The organism is Arthrobacter sp. SDR-2R (assembly GCF_057747955.1).
Window position 1 is genome coordinate 2,260,988 of sequence record NZ_CM173231.1, and the last position, 15,643, is coordinate 2,276,630.

15 protein-coding genes are annotated in these 15,643 nt (G+C 67.8%); 9 read left to right on the forward strand and 6 right to left on the reverse strand.

The features are described from left to right. Positions 1-504, reverse strand: coding sequence for a DUF3515 domain-containing protein (locus tag AC3ANU_RS10500; RefSeq protein WP_018768313.1), 504 nt, complete (start codon positions 502-504; stop codon positions 1-3). A gap of 69 nt (positions 505-573) precedes the next feature. Between AC3ANU_RS10500 and thiL the strand changes: the two genes are divergently transcribed. From thiL to rsmD, 4 genes are read left to right on the forward strand one after another with little or no spacing between them, the layout of a single operon-like run. Continuing rightward, positions 574-1,620: a thiamine-phosphate kinase gene (gene thiL / locus AC3ANU_RS10505; RefSeq protein WP_488314504.1), complete on the forward strand. Its 1,047-nt coding sequence runs from the start codon at positions 574-576 to the stop codon at positions 1,618-1,620. Positions 1,621-1,642: 22 nt separating this feature from the next. Continuing rightward, positions 1,643-2,629: a DAK2 domain-containing protein gene (locus tag AC3ANU_RS10510; RefSeq protein WP_134163917.1), complete on the forward strand. Its 987-nt coding sequence runs from the start codon at positions 1,643-1,645 to the stop codon at positions 2,627-2,629. Further along, positions 2,619-4,886, forward strand: coding sequence for an ATP-dependent DNA helicase RecG (locus AC3ANU_RS10515; protein ID WP_488314505.1), 2,268 nt, complete (start codon positions 2,619-2,621; stop codon positions 4,884-4,886). The genes AC3ANU_RS10510 and AC3ANU_RS10515 overlap by 11 nt, the downstream gene beginning before the upstream one ends. Before the next feature lie 42 nt (positions 4,887-4,928). Next, a complete protein-coding gene (gene rsmD / locus AC3ANU_RS10520) occupies positions 4,929-5,558 on the forward strand; it encodes a 16S rRNA (guanine(966)-N(2))-methyltransferase RsmD (RefSeq protein WP_056388174.1) in 630 nt (209 codons plus the stop codon). 13 nt (positions 5,559-5,571) lie between these two features. Here rsmD and AC3ANU_RS10525 read toward each other — a convergent pair whose 3' ends face one another. Together AC3ANU_RS10525 and AC3ANU_RS10530 are read right to left on the reverse strand one after the other, a co-directional pair. Further along, complete coding sequence (locus AC3ANU_RS10525) at positions 5,572-6,360, reverse strand: spermidine synthase (protein ID WP_223991950.1); 789 nt, start codon at positions 6,358-6,360, stop codon at positions 5,572-5,574. After that, complete coding sequence (locus AC3ANU_RS10530) at positions 6,360-7,589, reverse strand: aminotransferase class I/II-fold pyridoxal phosphate-dependent enzyme (protein ID WP_186447729.1); 1,230 nt, start codon at positions 7,587-7,589, stop codon at positions 6,360-6,362. Before AC3ANU_RS10530 ends, AC3ANU_RS10525 begins: the two co-directional genes overlap by 1 nt. Positions 7,590-7,632: 43 nt before the next feature. On the opposite strand from AC3ANU_RS10530, the gene coaD reads away from it, so the two are divergent. From coaD to mutM, 5 genes are all read left to right on the forward strand, one after another. Beyond that, positions 7,633-8,133 (forward strand): pantetheine-phosphate adenylyltransferase, encoded by a 501-nt coding sequence (gene coaD / locus AC3ANU_RS10535; RefSeq protein WP_056387888.1) that lies wholly within the window; start codon positions 7,633-7,635, stop codon positions 8,131-8,133. Positions 8,134-8,255: 122 nt separating this feature from the next. Further along, entirely contained in the window at positions 8,256-8,780 is a 525-nt protein-coding gene (locus tag AC3ANU_RS10540; RefSeq protein ID WP_082581631.1) for a YceD family protein, read from the forward strand. A gap of 36 nt (positions 8,781-8,816) precedes the next feature. After that, positions 8,817-9,020 carry a 50S ribosomal protein L32 gene (gene rpmF, locus AC3ANU_RS10545; RefSeq protein ID WP_009356569.1) on the forward strand — a complete coding sequence of 68 codons (204 nt, stop codon included), beginning with the start codon at positions 8,817-8,819 and terminating at the stop codon, positions 9,018-9,020. A gap of 20 nt (positions 9,021-9,040) precedes the next feature. Continuing rightward, the gene (gene rnc / locus AC3ANU_RS10550; RefSeq protein ID WP_056387882.1) at positions 9,041-9,769 is read left to right on the forward strand and encodes a ribonuclease III; all 729 of its coding nucleotides are present in this window, start codon (positions 9,041-9,043) and stop codon (positions 9,767-9,769) included. Between the two features lie 6 nt (positions 9,770-9,775). Next, a complete protein-coding gene (mutM, locus tag AC3ANU_RS10555) occupies positions 9,776-10,744 on the forward strand; it encodes a bifunctional DNA-formamidopyrimidine glycosylase/DNA-(apurinic or apyrimidinic site) lyase (protein ID WP_144599841.1) in 969 nt (322 codons plus the stop codon). 24 nt (positions 10,745-10,768) lie between these two features. Here the strand turns inward: mutM and AC3ANU_RS10560 are convergent, their stop codons facing one another. Genes AC3ANU_RS10560 through AC3ANU_RS10570 form a run of 3 tightly spaced genes read right to left on the reverse strand, consistent with a single transcriptional unit; the run spans position 10,769 to position 15,467 of the window. Next, a complete protein-coding gene (locus tag AC3ANU_RS10560; protein ID WP_056388168.1) occupies positions 10,769-11,740 on the reverse strand; it encodes an NAD-dependent epimerase/dehydratase family protein in 972 nt (323 codons plus the stop codon). Beyond that, positions 11,737-14,451 carry an alpha/beta fold hydrolase gene (locus AC3ANU_RS10565; protein WP_488314506.1) on the reverse strand — a complete coding sequence of 905 codons (2,715 nt, stop codon included), beginning with the start codon at positions 14,449-14,451 and terminating at the stop codon, positions 11,737-11,739. Before AC3ANU_RS10565 ends, AC3ANU_RS10560 begins: the two co-directional genes overlap by 4 nt. Continuing rightward, entirely contained in the window at positions 14,445-15,467 is a 1,023-nt protein-coding gene (locus tag AC3ANU_RS10570; RefSeq protein ID WP_200831085.1) for a 3-oxoacyl-ACP synthase III, read from the reverse strand. The genes AC3ANU_RS10565 and AC3ANU_RS10570 overlap by 7 nt, the downstream gene beginning before the upstream one ends. Between the last annotated feature and the right edge of the window lie 176 nt (positions 15,468-15,643).

Below are 15,643 nucleotides of genomic sequence, written 5' to 3' on the forward strand. Positions count from 1 at the left end.
CTACCGGCTCTTCGGCAGGTTCTGCAGGTCTTCCTGGCCCACGCAGTTCCGTGCTGACGGCACCTTTTCGGCAGCTGCTGCCAGGTCCGCGAGTACGGTTGCGGAGCTGATTTTGTCCGGGTCCATCAGGATTTCCGTGGCCGGTTCCCGCCCGTAGGTGGTCAGCGTCCACACGGGGTCGCCCTCCTTGATGACCCAGTCGACGCCGTTGACGGTCACGCAGCGGTCCGTCGTAGGGCCCGGCACATTGACGCCGCAGCGGAGGATGACAAGCGACGGGTCGCCCCAGGCTGCGGTGGCCTGGCTGTTGGTCTTCCGCAGCTTTGAATCGCCGATGGCGTCCGGCAGGGCCACCATCATCGGTGCGCACAGCGGATTGGCGGCGTCCCTGGCGGGCGTGACGTCCACCGCGGGGGAGCAGGCGGTCAAGGAAAGGGCGGCAATTCCCCCAACCATCGCCATCCTGGCGGCACGGGCGGACAGGGGCAGCTGGGGATGGTGCATGATCCCAGCCTATCGCCGCCGTCGTCCCCGCCCGGACACGATGTCGGCCGGGCGCGGTAGCGTAGTGGCGTGCCTGAAGACCTCCGTAACCGCGTCGCCTGCCAGCCCACCGTCGCCGGCCTTTCCGAAGCCGAGCTGCTGGACCGGATTTTTCCGCGCCTCCGGATGGCCGGGGGCCACACCGCCAGCACGTTGCTGGGTCCCGGCGATGACGCCGCCGTCGTCGCAGCCCCGGACGGCAGAACCGTCATCAGCATCGACACCCAGGTCCAGGACCAGGACTTCCGCCTCCTGTGGCCCAACGGCTACCGCACCACCGGGTTCGACGTCGGATGGAAGGCTGCGGCACAAAACCTCAGCGACATCAACGCCATGGGCGCACAGGCAATATCCATGGTGGTCAGCCTCACCCTCCCCGTGGACACGCCCGTGAGGTGGGTGGAGGACCTGGCGGACGGGTTGACAGCCGGAATCCGTGAACTTGGCGCCGCGCGTTGCTCCGTGGCCGGCGGGGACCTGGGCCGGGGCCGCGAAATCTCGGTAACCGTGGCGGTGCTGGGGACGCTCGACGGCGGACAGCCGGTCCTGCGGTCCGGCGCCCGGGCGGGGGACATCCTGGCACTGGCAGGAACAGCAGGCCATGCCGCCGCAGGCCTGGCGCTGCTTGAATCGGACATCGCCGTGGACACCCTCACCCCGGCCGAGCGCGCCTTCGTGGACCTGCAGTGCCGGCCGCGTCCGCCGCTGCATGCCGGGCCTGCAGCCCGGGCGGCGGGTGCCACGGCAATGCTGGACATCTCGGACGGACTCCTGCGGGACGGCAAGCGGCTGGCCGCCGCCAGCAACGTAGCCGTCGCGCTCGATCCGGCCGGCCTGGCGCAACTGGCGGACCTCCTGGCCCCCGCCTCCGCCCGCCTGGGCGGGGACGGCACGGCATGGGTGCTCGGCGGCGGAGAGGACCACGGGCTCCTGGCCACATTCCCGGCGGGCGTTCAGCTGCCACCCGGATTCACTGCGATAGGCTCGATACATGCACTCGGTACCGACGAAGGCCCGGGCGTCCTGATTGCGGGCCGGGCCGCGGACACCGGGGGATGGGATCACTTTGCACACTAAGGTTGCCGCCAACGCGCTGGCGATGAAGAGGTGGTTGGGCAAGGCTGAAACTGCCCTGGGAAACCACAGCGACCGGCTCAACGCCATCAACATCTTCCCGGTGGCCGACGGCGACACGGGCACCAACCTCTATCTCACCGTGCGCGCTGCCGCCCGCTCCCTGGTGCTCGCCGAGGATCAGCCGGCCCCGGTCGACGTCGGGGAAGTCCTTGCCACGGCCGGGCAGGCCGCCATGGAGGAAGCCAGGGGAAACTCGGGAACTCTTTTTTCCGTGTTTCTTTGCGCCGCCGCGGAACCCCTTGCCGGCCATACCCGGTTGACCTCCACGCTCCTGTCGGCAGCGCTGAACCGTGCCCAGATCCGCGCATGGTCCGCACTGAGTGATCCAGTTCCGGGAACCATGTTGTCGGTCATGGAAGCGGCAGCCCGTGCGGCAGCCGCCGTCGACGCCGCCCAGGACGGCGATGACAGCAACCATGCGCTGGGCCTGGCCCTGGACGCGGCGGTGGAGGGTGCGCTGGCCGCCGTGATCCACACCGAGGAGCAGCTCGATGCCCTGCAGTCCGCCCATGTGGTGGACGCGGGCGGCGTGGGCATGCTGCTGATCCTCGACTGCCTCCGCTCCGCCGTCCTGGGCGAGGAATTGCAGAGCGAACTCCTCGATGGCCTGCACGGCTACGACGTCTCCGATCCCCACATCCACACTTCCATGCCGGACGACGACGGCGTGGAAGTCATGTGCACCATCAACCTTTCGCCCCTGAATGCCGCCACCCTCCGGCAGCGGCTGGACGAGATCGGCGAGTCCGTCATCATGAGCCAGGTGGGCAACGGCTCGGATCCCGAGGGCAACTACCGGTGGCGGGTCCACGTCCACGTTCCGGAACCTGACGCGGCCGTGGACATCATCAGGTCGCTGGGGGAGCCGTCCCAGATCAGCATCAGCGAGTTGGCGCTTCCCCGGGACCCGGATGCGGAAAAGGTGAACACCGGCGGGCATGAACGCTGAGCTGGACCTCGCCCTGGAACGCCGGATCGGAAAGCGCTCCGCGGCCGTCATTGAAAAACACCTTGGCATCACCACTGTCGAAGGCCTCCTCAATTACTTTCCCCGCCGCTACCTCATGCGCGGTGAGCTGACTCCCATCAGCGAGCTCCCGCTCAATGAGGACGTCACCCTCATCGCCCGGGTGCTGTCCAGCAGCACGCGGGCAATGCAGGCACGGCGGGGGACCATCACGGACGTCATCGTTTCCGACGACGGGCAGCAGGGCCTCCGGCTGGTGGGCGGCAGGGACTACCACGGCAAAGTGCCCGGGACCCTCAAGATCAGCTTCTTCAACGGCTACAAGGCAAAAGCCGAGCTCCTGCAGGGACGGCGGGCTCTGTTCTCGGGAAAAGTCACCAGCTTCAAAGGCCAGCTGGGCCTCACCAACCCGGACTTCCAGCTCCTGGACGATGACCCCTTCGTGCAGGGCACCGGTGACCCCGCGAAACTCGCCGCGATGCCCATCCCCGTGTATCCCGCCACAGCCAAGCTTCCCAGCTGGAGGATCCAGAAGGTGATCGGCACCCTGCTCGAAACCGTGGACCTGGGTGCGCTGCCGGATCCGCTTCCACCCACGGTCGCCGCGAGGGAAGGCTTCCTGCCCGTGGCGGAGGCGTACCGGCTCATCCACGCGCCGGAAATTGCCGCCGACTGGAAACGCGCCCGGGACCGGTTCCGGTACCAGGAAGCCTTGGTGCTGCAATCAGCGCTTGCCAGGCGCCGGGCCCAGCTCGCCGCCGAGGAAGCCACCGCACGGCGCCCTGTCACAGACGGTCTCCTGGCTGCCTTCGACCAGGACCTGCCCTTCACGCTCACAGCCGGCCAGGCCGCCGTCGGCAAGACCCTCGCCGCGGAACTGGCGCAGGCAGCCCCCATGAACCGGCTGCTGCAGGGTGAAGTGGGCTCAGGGAAAACCGTGGTGGCGCTGCGGGCCATGTTGCAGGTGATCGACGCCGGCGGCCAGGCCGCACTCCTGGCGCCCACCGAAGTGCTCGCCGCCCAGCATTACGACTCCATCCGCCGCACCCTGGGCGTGCTCTCCAGCGACGGACTCCTCGGCGGGCCGTCCGGGGGCAACGGGCCGTCCGTGCAGGTCACGCTGCTGACCGGGTCCATGCCCACTGCGGCACGGAAACAAGCCATGCTGGACGCCGCCTCGGGGACCGCAGGAATCATCATCGGCACCCACGCCCTCCTCAGTGACAACGTGTCCTTCTACGACCTCGGCCTGATCGTGGTGGACGAGCAGCACCGCTTCGGTGTGGAACAGCGCGATGCCCTGCGGTCGAAGGCCCGGAAACCACCGCACCTGCTCGTCATGACCGCCACGCCCATTCCCCGCACCGTAGCGATGACCGTGTTTGGCGACCTTGAGACCTCCACCCTCGACGAACTGCCAAAGGGCCGGGCCCCGATCACCACCCACCTCGTGGGCCTTGCGGAAAATCCCGGCTGGGTGGCACGGATCTGGGCACGTGCCCGGGAAGAGATCGACGCCGGCCACCAGGTGTACGTGGTCTGTCCCAAGATCGGAACAGACGACGACGGCGACTTCAGCCCGGGGGAGGCGGCACCTCCCGGCATGGACACAGAGGAGACGCGGGAGCTCGCGTCGGTCACCGCCGTCGTGGACCATCTTCAGGGCGAGCCCTCGCTGGCAGGGGTGCCGCTGGCTCCCCTGCACGGACGCCAGGACCCCGACCTGAAGACGGAGACCATGGCCGGGTTCACCGCCAACCGCATCAAGCTGCTCGTCTCCACCACCGTGATCGAAGTGGGGGTGGACGTCCACAACGCCACGCTGATGGTCATCCTGGACGCCGACAGGTTCGGCATCTCCCAGTTGCACCAGCTTCGCGGCCGTGTGGGCCGCGGCGGACTGCCGGGAACCTGCCTGCTGGTCACCGCCCTGGAACCGGGCCACCCAAGCCGGCGGCGGCTGGATGCCGTGGCGGCCACCACCGACGGTTTTGTGCTCTCCCAGGAAGACCTCAAACTGCGGCGCGAGGGCGACATCCTGGGCGCTTCCCAGTCCGGCGGACGGTCCACATTGAAACTGCTGCGGGTGCTCGAACACGAAGACGTCATCGCCCGGGCCAGGGAGGACGCCCAGGCGATCGTAGGCGGCGACCCGTTGCTGTCCGGCTACCCGGAACTCGCGGACGCCATCGAGAAATACCTCAACCCTGAGAAGGAGGCGTTCCTTGAACGCGGTTAGCAAAGAAAGCGGAGCGGGCGCCGGCGGATCGCGGTGGGCACGGTGACCAGGATTATCTCCGGCGTTGGTGGCGGAACGCCGTTGGCGGCGGTTCCCGGGTCCTTGACCAGGCCTACGACAGACCGGGTGAAGGAAGCTCTGTTCTCCCGCCTGGACGCCTTCGAGGTGATTTCCGGGGCGCGGGTGCTTGATCTATACGCGGGTTCGGGTTCCCTGGGGGTGGAAAGCGCCAGCAGGGGAGCCGCGACAGTGGACCTGGTGGAATCCGACGCCAAGGCCAGCGGTGTGTGCCAGCGCAACGCGGACCTCATTAACGGAGTCCTGGGCCGAAAGGCCGTCACGGTGCACCGCTCCAGGGTGGAACCTTTCCTGGACCGGGCCGCGGAATCCGCGGCGTGGGACCTGGTGTTCCTGGATCCGCCGTATCCGTTGGAGGAAGCCGCACTGTCGGCGGTGCTGCAGAAGCTCGCCGCGCACCTGGTCCCGGGTGCCGTTGTAGTGGTGGAACGCTCGTCCCGCTCCCCGGAACCGCAGTGGCCGGACGGGATGACGAGGTTCGCCGAAAAGAAGTACGGGGAAACCCGGCTGTGGTTCGCCGAGCCGTTCGTGCCCGACGCCATCGCTCCGGATGACCTGGCCGATGTTGCCGGACCTGACACCCAGGGCACCTAGCCCGCCAAGGCGCTCAGCCCGAGAAGGGGTCCAGATCCACTCCCGCCAGGACACGGCCAGGGTGGGGGCCCCGGGCGGCCAGCTCAGCTGTCCACGATTCCGGCCAGGGGCCCTGTGTGCCTGCCAGGATGATGTTGCCCGGATACCTGCCCTCGAACATGCCCGCTTCCGCAAACGCACCCACATCCGCCATTGCCGCGCGCATCGCCGCCACCTGGCTCCGGACCAGTGTGAGGGCCGCCTCGTCGCCCACGTTGACGATCAGCAGGCCGTCCGGGCGCAGACGCTCCCTGGCTTCGCGGTAGAAACCGCTGGTGGCGATGTGGGCCGGCGCTTCCGGGCCGGAAAAGATGTCCAGGATTACGACGTCGAACGTGAGTCCCGGATCGAGGGCACCGAGCGCCTCGCGGGCGTCGCCGATGACGGTGGTCAGGTCTGTCCCGTCGGGCATGGGAAGGTGCCGAAGGACAAAGTCGAGCAGCTCACGTTCCAGCTCGACCGCGTACTGGACCGAGCCGGCGCGGGTGGCCTGGATGTAGCGCGCAAGCGTCAGCGCCCCTGCCCCCAGGTGGAGGGCGCTGATCGGCTCGCCGGGAGGGGCGGCCAGATCCACCAGGTGCCCGATCCTGCGGAGGTATTCGTAGAAGATGTCCTCCGGCCGGTCGAGGTTGACGTGGGATTGTTCGGAGCCGCCGATGCTCAGTACATAGCCCCCGTCAGTGAACGCATCGGGTTCGATGGTGGCATGCCGGCCGGTGGTCCGCAGGAAGCGGCTGGCGTGCACGCCGCTGCCGCCGGACATCAGAGCCTTCCGCGCAGGGTGGACAGCCGCGCCGCAGCCTCCTCCAGGACTTCTGTCTTTTTGCAGAACGCGAACCGGAGCAGGCTTCGCATCCGCTTCGCGCCTTCCGCATGGCAGAAGACCGGAACGGGAATGGCTGCGACGCCCACCAGTGCCGGCAGGCGGCGGGCGAGGTCCAGGGCATCGGTGATGCCCAGCGGAGCCGTATCCACATTGACGAAGTAGGTTCCCTGTGGTGTGAAAACGTCAAAGCCCGCCGCCCGAAGTCCGGCGCTGAGGATGTCACGTTTCGTCTCAAGGGCGGCGGCGATGCCCGTGTAGAAACTGTCCGGCAGGGCCAGCCCCTTGGCGATCGCGGCCTGGAAGGGAGTGCCTGAGCTGTAGGTAAGGAATTGCTTGACCGTGCGGACGGCGGAGACCAACTCTTCGGGCCCGCTCAGCCAGCCGATCTTCCAGCCGGTCAGGGAAAAGGTCTTTCCGGCAGAGGAAATGGTGATGGTGCGGGCGGCGGCCCCTGGAAGGGTGGCAACGGGGGTATGGGCCACGCCGAAGGTGAGGTGCTCATACACCTCATCCGTGATGACAATGCTGCCGTGCTTCTCCGCGAGCTCCACCACGCGCTGCAGGACGGCCGGCGGAAAAACGGCGCCGGTGGGATTGTGCGGGTTGTTCAGCAGTACCACGCGGGTCCGCCCGTTGAACGCTGCCTCCAGGGCCGCCATGTCCGGCATGAAGTCCGGGGCAGCGAGCGGCACCGTGACGTGGGAGGCGCCGGAAAGCCCAATGACCGCGCCGTAGGAGTCATAGAAAGGCTCGAACGTCAGGACCTCGTCGCCGGGTCCGGCAAAGGCCAGGAGGGCCGCGGCGATGCCTTCGGTGGCTCCGGTGGTGATGATGACTTCGGTTGCCGGGTCCGGCGCAAGCCCGTAGAACCGTTCCTGGTGTGCGGCCACCGCCTGGCGGAGTTCGGGCAGGCCCTTGCCGGGCGCGTACTGGTTGGCCCCCGCTGCGATGGCTGCCCGGGCTGCCTCCCGGATTTCGGCAGGCCCGTCCTCATCGGGGAAGCCCTGGCCCAGGTTGATGGCCCCGGTCTGGACGGCCAGGGTGGTCATCTCTTCAAAGATGGTGACACCCAGCCCGCCGTCGGGCGCCAGGAGGTTGGCACCGAGCGCCGTACGCTGCCAGGGCGCAGGTGCCAAGGGGGTGGAAAGTTCCCGTGGTGGATGCATCCAGTCATGGTATCCCGGCCTTTCCATGGGGTAGGTTCGGAGCATGAGACGCGCTGTGTGCCCCGGATCCTTCGACCCCATCCACAACGGCCATCTCGAAGTCATCGCACGGGCTGCCGGTCTTTTCGACGAGGTCATCGTGGCCATTTCCACCAACTACGCCAAGAAGTACATGTTCAGCCTGGAAGAGCGGCTGGAAATGGCGCGCGAAACGCTGGCACTGCTCAGGGGCATCGTGGTGGAACCGGTGGGCGAGGGGCTCCTGGCGGAGTACTGCCGCCAGCGGGGCGTGTCGGCCATCGTCAAGGGGCTCCGGTCCTCGTCGGACTTTGACTACGAGCTGCCCATGGCCACCATGAACCGGCAGCTGAGCGGGGTGGAGACAGTGTTCCTCCCGGCAGAGGCCAGCTACGTCCATTTGTCCTCCACCCTGATCAAAGAGGTGTCGTCCCTGGGCGGCAGCGTGTCCGACTACGTGCCCCGCTCGGTGCACCGCCGCATGGTTTCCGGCGAGCCTTCGGCGGATCAGCAGCCAAAGCGGTAGGCTGGATCGGTACTTCGGCGCTTCCTCGTGCCGGTTTGAGTCGCTGCGGCTCTTCAGGCTAAGATGGTACGTCGGTCATATGTTCAACAGGAGTTCTCATTAACAGAGATGCTGGTTCGCCCTTGGCGTTCGACGTCAAGGACCTCGGGCGCAGCCCGGGAAGCATGCGGACACTGAAGGAACATGTACCCGCACCGGGTGATCTTGGTGTGGCGCTCATTGGTGTTCAGGAAGGCTCGGATGTCGAGCTGGATCTGAGGCTGGAGGCCGTACACGAAGGAATTCTGGTATCAGGAACCGTGGTTGCCGAAGTTACTGGCGAGTGCGGCCGATGCCTGGATCCCCTTGCGTATGACCTTGAGGTCAATGTGCAAGAACTTTTCTTCTACGAGGGCATTCAGCTTTCGGATGGAGAAGATGATGAAGAGCAACGTCGAGTCGAGCACGATGTAATCGATCTTGAACCGGTGTTGCGGGACGCGGTTGTCACCAATCTGCCGTTCCAGCCGGTGTGCCGGGAAGACTGCCAGGGCCTTTGCTCCGAATGCGGAGCTCGCCTGGAAGACGAGCCGGGGCACCACCACGAGGTCCTGGATCCTCGCTGGGCTGCCCTAGCTGATATGGCTAAGCCTGACCGGCAAAATTGATTTGTACGTGTTTGTCTAGAGAGAAATGAGTTAGCCGTGGCTGTTCCCAAGCGGAAAATGTCTCGCTCGAATACCCGCGCCCGCCGCTCGCAGTGGAAGGCGACCGCCCCCCACCTGGTGAAGACCGTTGAGAACGGCCAGGTCACCTACAGCCTGCCGCACCAGGCAAAGGTCGTTACCGACTCTGCCGGCACCGCGCTGTTCCTTGAGTACAAGGGCCGCAAGGTCGCTGACGTCTAATCGGCCCAACAGGCTGACTGATGTCTTCAACTGAAGAGCTTCTGAAGCGTCTCGGTGTCACTATTGACGCCGGGACGCTTCGTCTTGCGCTTACCCACCGTTCGTACGCATACGAGAACGGCGGCATACCCACCAACGAGCGGCTCGAGTTCCTGGGCGACTCCATTTTGGGATTCTCCGTCACCGATGCCCTCTACCGGGACAACCCGGACCTGCCCGAAGGCGAACTCGCCAAGCGCCGGTCCGCCGTCGTCAGTACCCGGGCCCTCGCCGGGATCGGCCGCAGCCTTGGCATCGGTGAGTATATCTACCTCGGGCAGGGCGAAAAGCTCACCCACGGCAAGAACAAGGCCTCCATCCTCGCGGACACCATGGAGGCCCTGATCGGGGCAACGTACGTTTCCAACGACATCGAGACCGCGCGCCAGCTGGTCATGCGGCTGGTCGGTCCGCTGCTGAAGGACGCCGCAGTCCTGGGCGCCGGCACCGACTGGAAGACCAGCATCCAGGAACTCGCCGCCAGCCGGCAGCTGGGCAGCATCCACTATGCAGTGGACGGCTCCGGCCCGGACCACGCCCGTACCTTCACGGCGGTGCTGAACATTGGCGGCAAGGCCTACGGCAAGGGCTCCGGCCATTCCAAGAAGGAAGCCGAACAGGAGGCAGCGGAAGACGCCTGGCGGGTGCTCTCCGGAGCCGGGGCCCAGGCTGACCCCAGCACCTCCGCAGGCTCCATAGCCGCCAAGTAGCGCTCCGTGCCTGAATTGCCAGAGGTCGAAGTGGTGCGCCGCGGCCTGGTGAACTGGGTCCGCGGCAGGACCATCCGCGCCGTGGACGTCATCGATCCCCGCTCCATCCGGCGCCACGCCCTCGGGGCAGGGGACTTCATCGGCAACCTCGAAGGCGCCACGGTGGCCGACGTCGTGCGGCGCGGCAAGTTCCTCTGGATGCCGCTGCTGGACGGCACCGCTGCGCTGCCGAACGCCGGGGAGGACACCCGCGTTCCCGCGGTGGCACTCATGGCGCATCTGGGCATGAGCGGGCAGCTGCTGATGCAGGGCCCCGGCGTTCCCGATGAAAGGCACCTCAAGGTCCGTTTCCGGCTCAGTCCCCGCGACGGAATGCCGGACCAGCTGCGGTTCGTGGACCAGCGGATCTTCGGAGGCCTTTTTGTCACCGCACTGGTACCCACGGACGACGGCGGCCCGGGCGGCCTCGCGGAATCCCCCCTTCCCCTGATCGCCGCCGAAGCCGCGCACATTGCGCGCGATCCACTGGACCCTTCGTTCTCCTTCGACCTCTTCTACCAGCGGCTTCGGAAGCGCCGGACCGGCCTGAAGCGGGCACTGCTGGACCAGGGCCTGGTCTCCGGTATCGGGAACATCTATGCCGACGAAGCGCTGTGGCGGGCCCGGCTGCATTACGCCCGGCCCACCGATACCCTGCGCCGGGGGGACGCCCGGCGTGTCCTCGACAGCGCCCGCGAGGTCATGCTCGATGCCCTGGCCGCAGGAGGAACCAGCTTCGATTCCCTGTACGTCAACGTCAACGGCGCCTCAGGCTACTTCGACCGGTCCCTCAACGCGTACGGCCGCCAGGGTGAGCCGTGCAAAAGGTGCGCGGCCGCAGGAATCCAGGCGGTCATCCGCCGCGAGCAGTTCATGAACCGTTCGTCCCACACCTGCCCCGTGTGCCAGCCGCGGCCACGCAACGGCCGCTGGTAGCACCGGGCCGCCCAGGCGATGGGCTCAGCGGGTGCCATAGTGTGCTGCCAGCCGCGCCAGGCCTTCGTCGATCGGGACGGCCGGAGTCCAGTCGAGGAGTTCCCGGGTTTCGCGCTGGTCGAACCAGTGGGCGGTGGACAGCTGCTCAGCGAGGAATTTCGTCATGGGCGGTTCGTCCTGCATTCCAAGCCTCAGCCACAGTTTTTCCACTACGGACCCCGCCGCCCTGGCAAACCGCCCCGGGACGGACCACGACGGGGCAGGCACGCCACCGGCGGCGCAGATGCCGGCAATCAGTTCGCCCACCGGCCGTGGCTCCCCGTTGCTGACAACCAGCGCCCTGCCATGGATGTGGCTGATGCGCTCCAGCGCGGCAACAATCGCCGACGCGGCGTTGTCCACGTACGTGGTATCGATCAGGGCGGCGCCCGCATCCAGCAGCGGCAGCCGGTGCCGGGCAGCCCGCGCCAGCACCCGTTCCACCAGCTGCGTGTCCCCGGGTCCCCAGACCACGTGCGGCCGAACGGCAGCAACGCGGAAGTCCGGGGCGTCCGCGGCAAGGGCCAGCAGTTCCGCCTGGGCCTTGGTGCGGGAGTAGTCCCCGTGGGCATGCTCCGGGTCCGCGGGCTCTGCCCCCAGGCCCGCAATGGCGGCGCCGGAATTGGCCACTGACGGCGAGGACACGAAGATTAGGTTCCGCACGCCGGCCGCGCGGGCGGCGAGGAGCAGCCGCCGGGTGCCGTGGACGTTTACTTCGTCGAACTGTGCGGCACGGCCGGTGAAGGAGACCTTGGCCGCCAGGTGGATGACTGCCTCGGCACCCCGGACGGCATCGCTGACCGCGGCGTCATCGGTGAGGGATCCGCGGTGGTCCGTGGCGCCGTCGACCCCTGAGGGACGCCGCTGGAAGGTGGTGACGTCATGGCCCCGGTGCACCAGTTGTCCGGCGACTCCGCGGCCCAGGAGTCCGCTTGCACCGGTAACGAGGACTTTCATGGCGTCCCCGCGCGTCCGCCGGCCAGGACGGAGGCAGCCCACCGGGACAGGCGCGTCCGGTCGATCTTTGCGTTGTGGCGGATATCGGTAGGCTGCGCGGGGACCACCAGCACGGCGGCCACGGAAATGCCCGCCGTGCGCGCGGCTTCCCGGACCTTTCCAGCCAGTTCCGGACCGGCAGGCCCGGCTTTCCGGACGGGCGGGACCGTCTCGACCACGGCGGTGACGGCCTGCGTCCCCGCCGGCCCCACGCCAACAATCGCGGCCATCCGGATGCCGGCCACGCGTTCGATGGCCTGTTCGGCGCCGACCGGTGTCACCACCGAACCGGGCGCGGTGACGACGTGCGCAAGCCGGCCTTCCACCCACAACCGGCCGTCGGAGTCGAAGTGGCCGACGTCGCCGGTGCGGTGCCATCCGGCCACGCCGGTGCTGGCTTCCTGGGTCAGCCAGAGCCGGTCGTACATATCCTTGACGTGCGGCGCACTGACCAGGATTTCTCCTGTGATTCCCGCGTCCGTGACAGGAGTTGAACCGGGGGCTGTGCCGTCTGCCGCCAGGGGGATGACGGCCACCCGGGCGCCGTGGACGGGCCGGCCCACGCAGACACCGTTGCCGGCTCCGGGCTTTGTTCCGGATCCGGCGTCGAAAGCCGCGGCCCTGATTTGTTCGAGGCTGATGTCGGTGACGGGGAGCGCTTCCGTCATTCCGTAGGGCGTGTGCAGGGAGGCACCCGGCAGGAGCCGCTGCATCTCCGCAAGGAGCGGTTCGGGAACGGGGGCGCCTGCGGAGAGCAGCAGTTCAACCCGTTTCAGCGCTGCGGTGCCCTCCGCACTGAGTCCGCCGCTGGTGGCGACGACGTTGCGCAGGGCAGCCGGCGAGGCGAAGACCACGGTGGCGTCGATGGCCGCTGCGGCGTCCGCGAGGGCCCGCGCGGTCAGGGTTCGTGGCGCGGTGACATCCATCGCCGGCGTCACGGACACGGTTCCCAGTGCCGGTCCGAGCAGGGCGAAGGGCGCGAAACCCGCCACCAGCCGCTGGCCCGGATGGATCCCGAAGGTTTCGGCCACGGTGTCCCGCATCGCGGCGAGTTGCCGGTGCGTGTACAGCACGCCCTTGGCCGGACCGGTGGAGCCGGAGGTGAAGAGCACGGCGGCGGGGGAGTCCGGGTCCGGCCAGTATGTGCCGTTGCCGTTGCCGTTGCCGTTGCCGTTGCCGTTGCCGTCGCCAGGCCCGGCGGAGCGCACCCTACCCGCCGTTGTTAGTGCGGCCAGGGAGGTTTCCACTCCGAGAATCCGGCGGCGGGCGGCCGGGAGGTCGCGTACGCTGATGCGCCTGGCCGCCCATCCCAGGGCGCGGGCAGCTGCCAGCGCCCTGTCGATGCCGATCAGGAAGTCGGGAGTAGCCCCCTTGACCGCCCGGTTCAGTCCCTTCGTTCCGAGTCCGGCATCGGCCACCACCACTACGGCTCCCAGCCGCAGGCAGGCATACAGGGCCACGGTCAGGTCCACCCCGGGCGGGACCATGAGGCTCACCCGGCTGCCCGGCCTTACGCCTGCCAGGTGCAGGCCGGTGGCCAGGCGGTGGACGTCAGAGTCCAGCTGCTGCCACGTGAGGGAACGGGCCAGGGTGCCGTCCGCAGCCATTTCGACGACGGCCGGCTTACCTCCGGCGGGTCCTGCCGCCTGTTCGGCGAGGAGCGTCCACAGTGGCTGGAAACCTGCGCGGGCCGGTGGCTGGGAAGCGGCGTTCCCCACCGCGGGCGAACCGTTGCCGCCGCCGCTGACGCGCCCGGCCAGCCAGTCGAAAACCGCCGGGGCGATGTCCCGGTCCTCCACGAGCAGGTGTCCTGCGCCCTCGTAGCGGTGCACGTCAGCATGCGGGAGGCGGGTGATGAGGTCCTTGAGGTAGCGGTCGGAAAAGATCGGGTCGCGCGGACCCCACAGCATCAGGGCAGGGACCTCCAGGTTCCGGAGGCCTTCCGCCACGCCGCTGAGCGCAGAAAAGCTGGGATGCCAGGCGTCCACGGGAATGTCGGCAACAAAGTTTCCCACCCCGGCCCGCCGCTCGGCTCCGCGGTAGGGGGCCATATACGCCTTCCGGACATCCGCGGGCAGCGGCGGGTGCGCCAGCGAATGCGTCACCCGCAGGAAGGAGTCAGATGTGGTGGTTCCCCATGTGTGCACGGCAGGGTGCAGGGCAAGGCGCAAGGCCGGGGGAATGGACGAGCCTGCAGGCTGGTGAACGGCCGTGTTGGTCAGTACCACGCCGGCCAACTGGTGCTGGTGGGCCAGCGCCCAGCCCAGGCTGACCACTCCGCCCCAGTCATGCCCCACCGAGACGACCGGTCCCTCCAAGGCCACCACGTCCGTCAGGTCGTTCAGGTCCTGGATCCTGTCAGCCAGCCGGCGGAAGGTGCCCGTGCGTTCGGAGAAGCCCATGTCCAGCTGGTCAACCGCCACCACCCGCCACGGATGCGCGGGGTCGCATCCGGCGGCCAGCAGGCTCCGCCACAGGTAGGACCAGGTGGGGTTGCCGTGCACGCACAGCAGGGTCCCGGCGGGAACCAGGCCACGGCCGGCGAGTTCTGCGCCGTTGTCCAGCAGGTGCCAGCGGCGCACCGTGCCCGGCGCGTCGACGCCGGCTGTGGAAGTGACATCAATCTGGCGCGACCACCCGGCGGCCACGCCCGGCCAGTCCGCGATCACCAAACGATTTCCAGCATTGCGGTGTTCAGGCCGGAACCCACGCCCATGCACAGGACGCGGTCCCCGGTATCCAGGGACTGCGACTCGGCCGCAAGCGTCATGGGCAGCGAGGCGGGCCCAACATTGCCCCAGTGCGGGAACGTGATGGGCACCTTGTCGGGGTCGAGGTCAATGGCGTCAATGATGGCCTGTGTATAGGCGTTGCTGACCTGGTGCGTGACGTAGCGGTCCATGGCCGCCCAGTCCCACTCGGGCTGCGCTTCATGCCACGCGTCCACGACCAGCTGGAGGCCGCCGTCGAGCAGTCCTTTCGTGTCCGTGTTCATGCCGTCGATGCCGCCCACGCACAATTCATGGTGCTCGGTGCCGGCACGCATCACGCCGCCCACCACGCGGTGGGCCCCGGGGTGCTCATCGGCCGGTCCCAGGACGGCCGCCGCTGCCCCGGATCCCAACGTCAGCGTGGCGAACTCGCGGTTGAAGTCGTCGCGGGTGGTTTCCGGCCGCTGCAGCCGGGCGAGGGTGGCCTCCTGCGTCAGCTGGGCGTCCTCGCCATTGACGATGACGGCGTACCTGATCTGTCCCGAATCGATCATGTTCGCTGCCAGGGTCAGGGCGTTCACGAACCCGAGGCATGCGTTGGCGAGGTCGAAGTTCATGGCCGACGACGGCAGGCTCAGGCCGTGGTGGATCTTCACCGCCACGGACGGTTCGAGGTTGCGGCGCGTGACCGAGGTGTTGATCAGCAGTCCGACGTCGGAGGCTTCGATGCCTGCCTCGGCCAGGGCCTTGGCTCCGGCTTCCACCGCGGCGTCGTCGAACGATGTTCCGGGGGCCCACCAGCGGCGGTGCGTAATGCCAGCAACGCGCTCAAGCAGCCGGGGTGGAAACTTCAGCCGCTTCAGGGTGTGCGCCAGGTGGCGGTCGAAGTCCGTGGAGCTTACGATCCTTGGAGCCTCGACGCTGCTCACCGAGAGCAGCGCGGTGTTGCTGTGGCGGAAGGTTGCATTACCTGCCAATTCAAGCCCCTCTTCGTTTCCGTCGCGCATTCATGCGGTGACTGTACCCACATAAACGCAGGCTCAAGAGCTTAACTATGCCTTTGCCCGGCCGGAACCGGCATATCCGGCCGTGGCCCCGGCCCCGGCTTCCGGGTGCTGCTGCCGGGAAATGTCGGTCCTGCGCAGTAGATTGT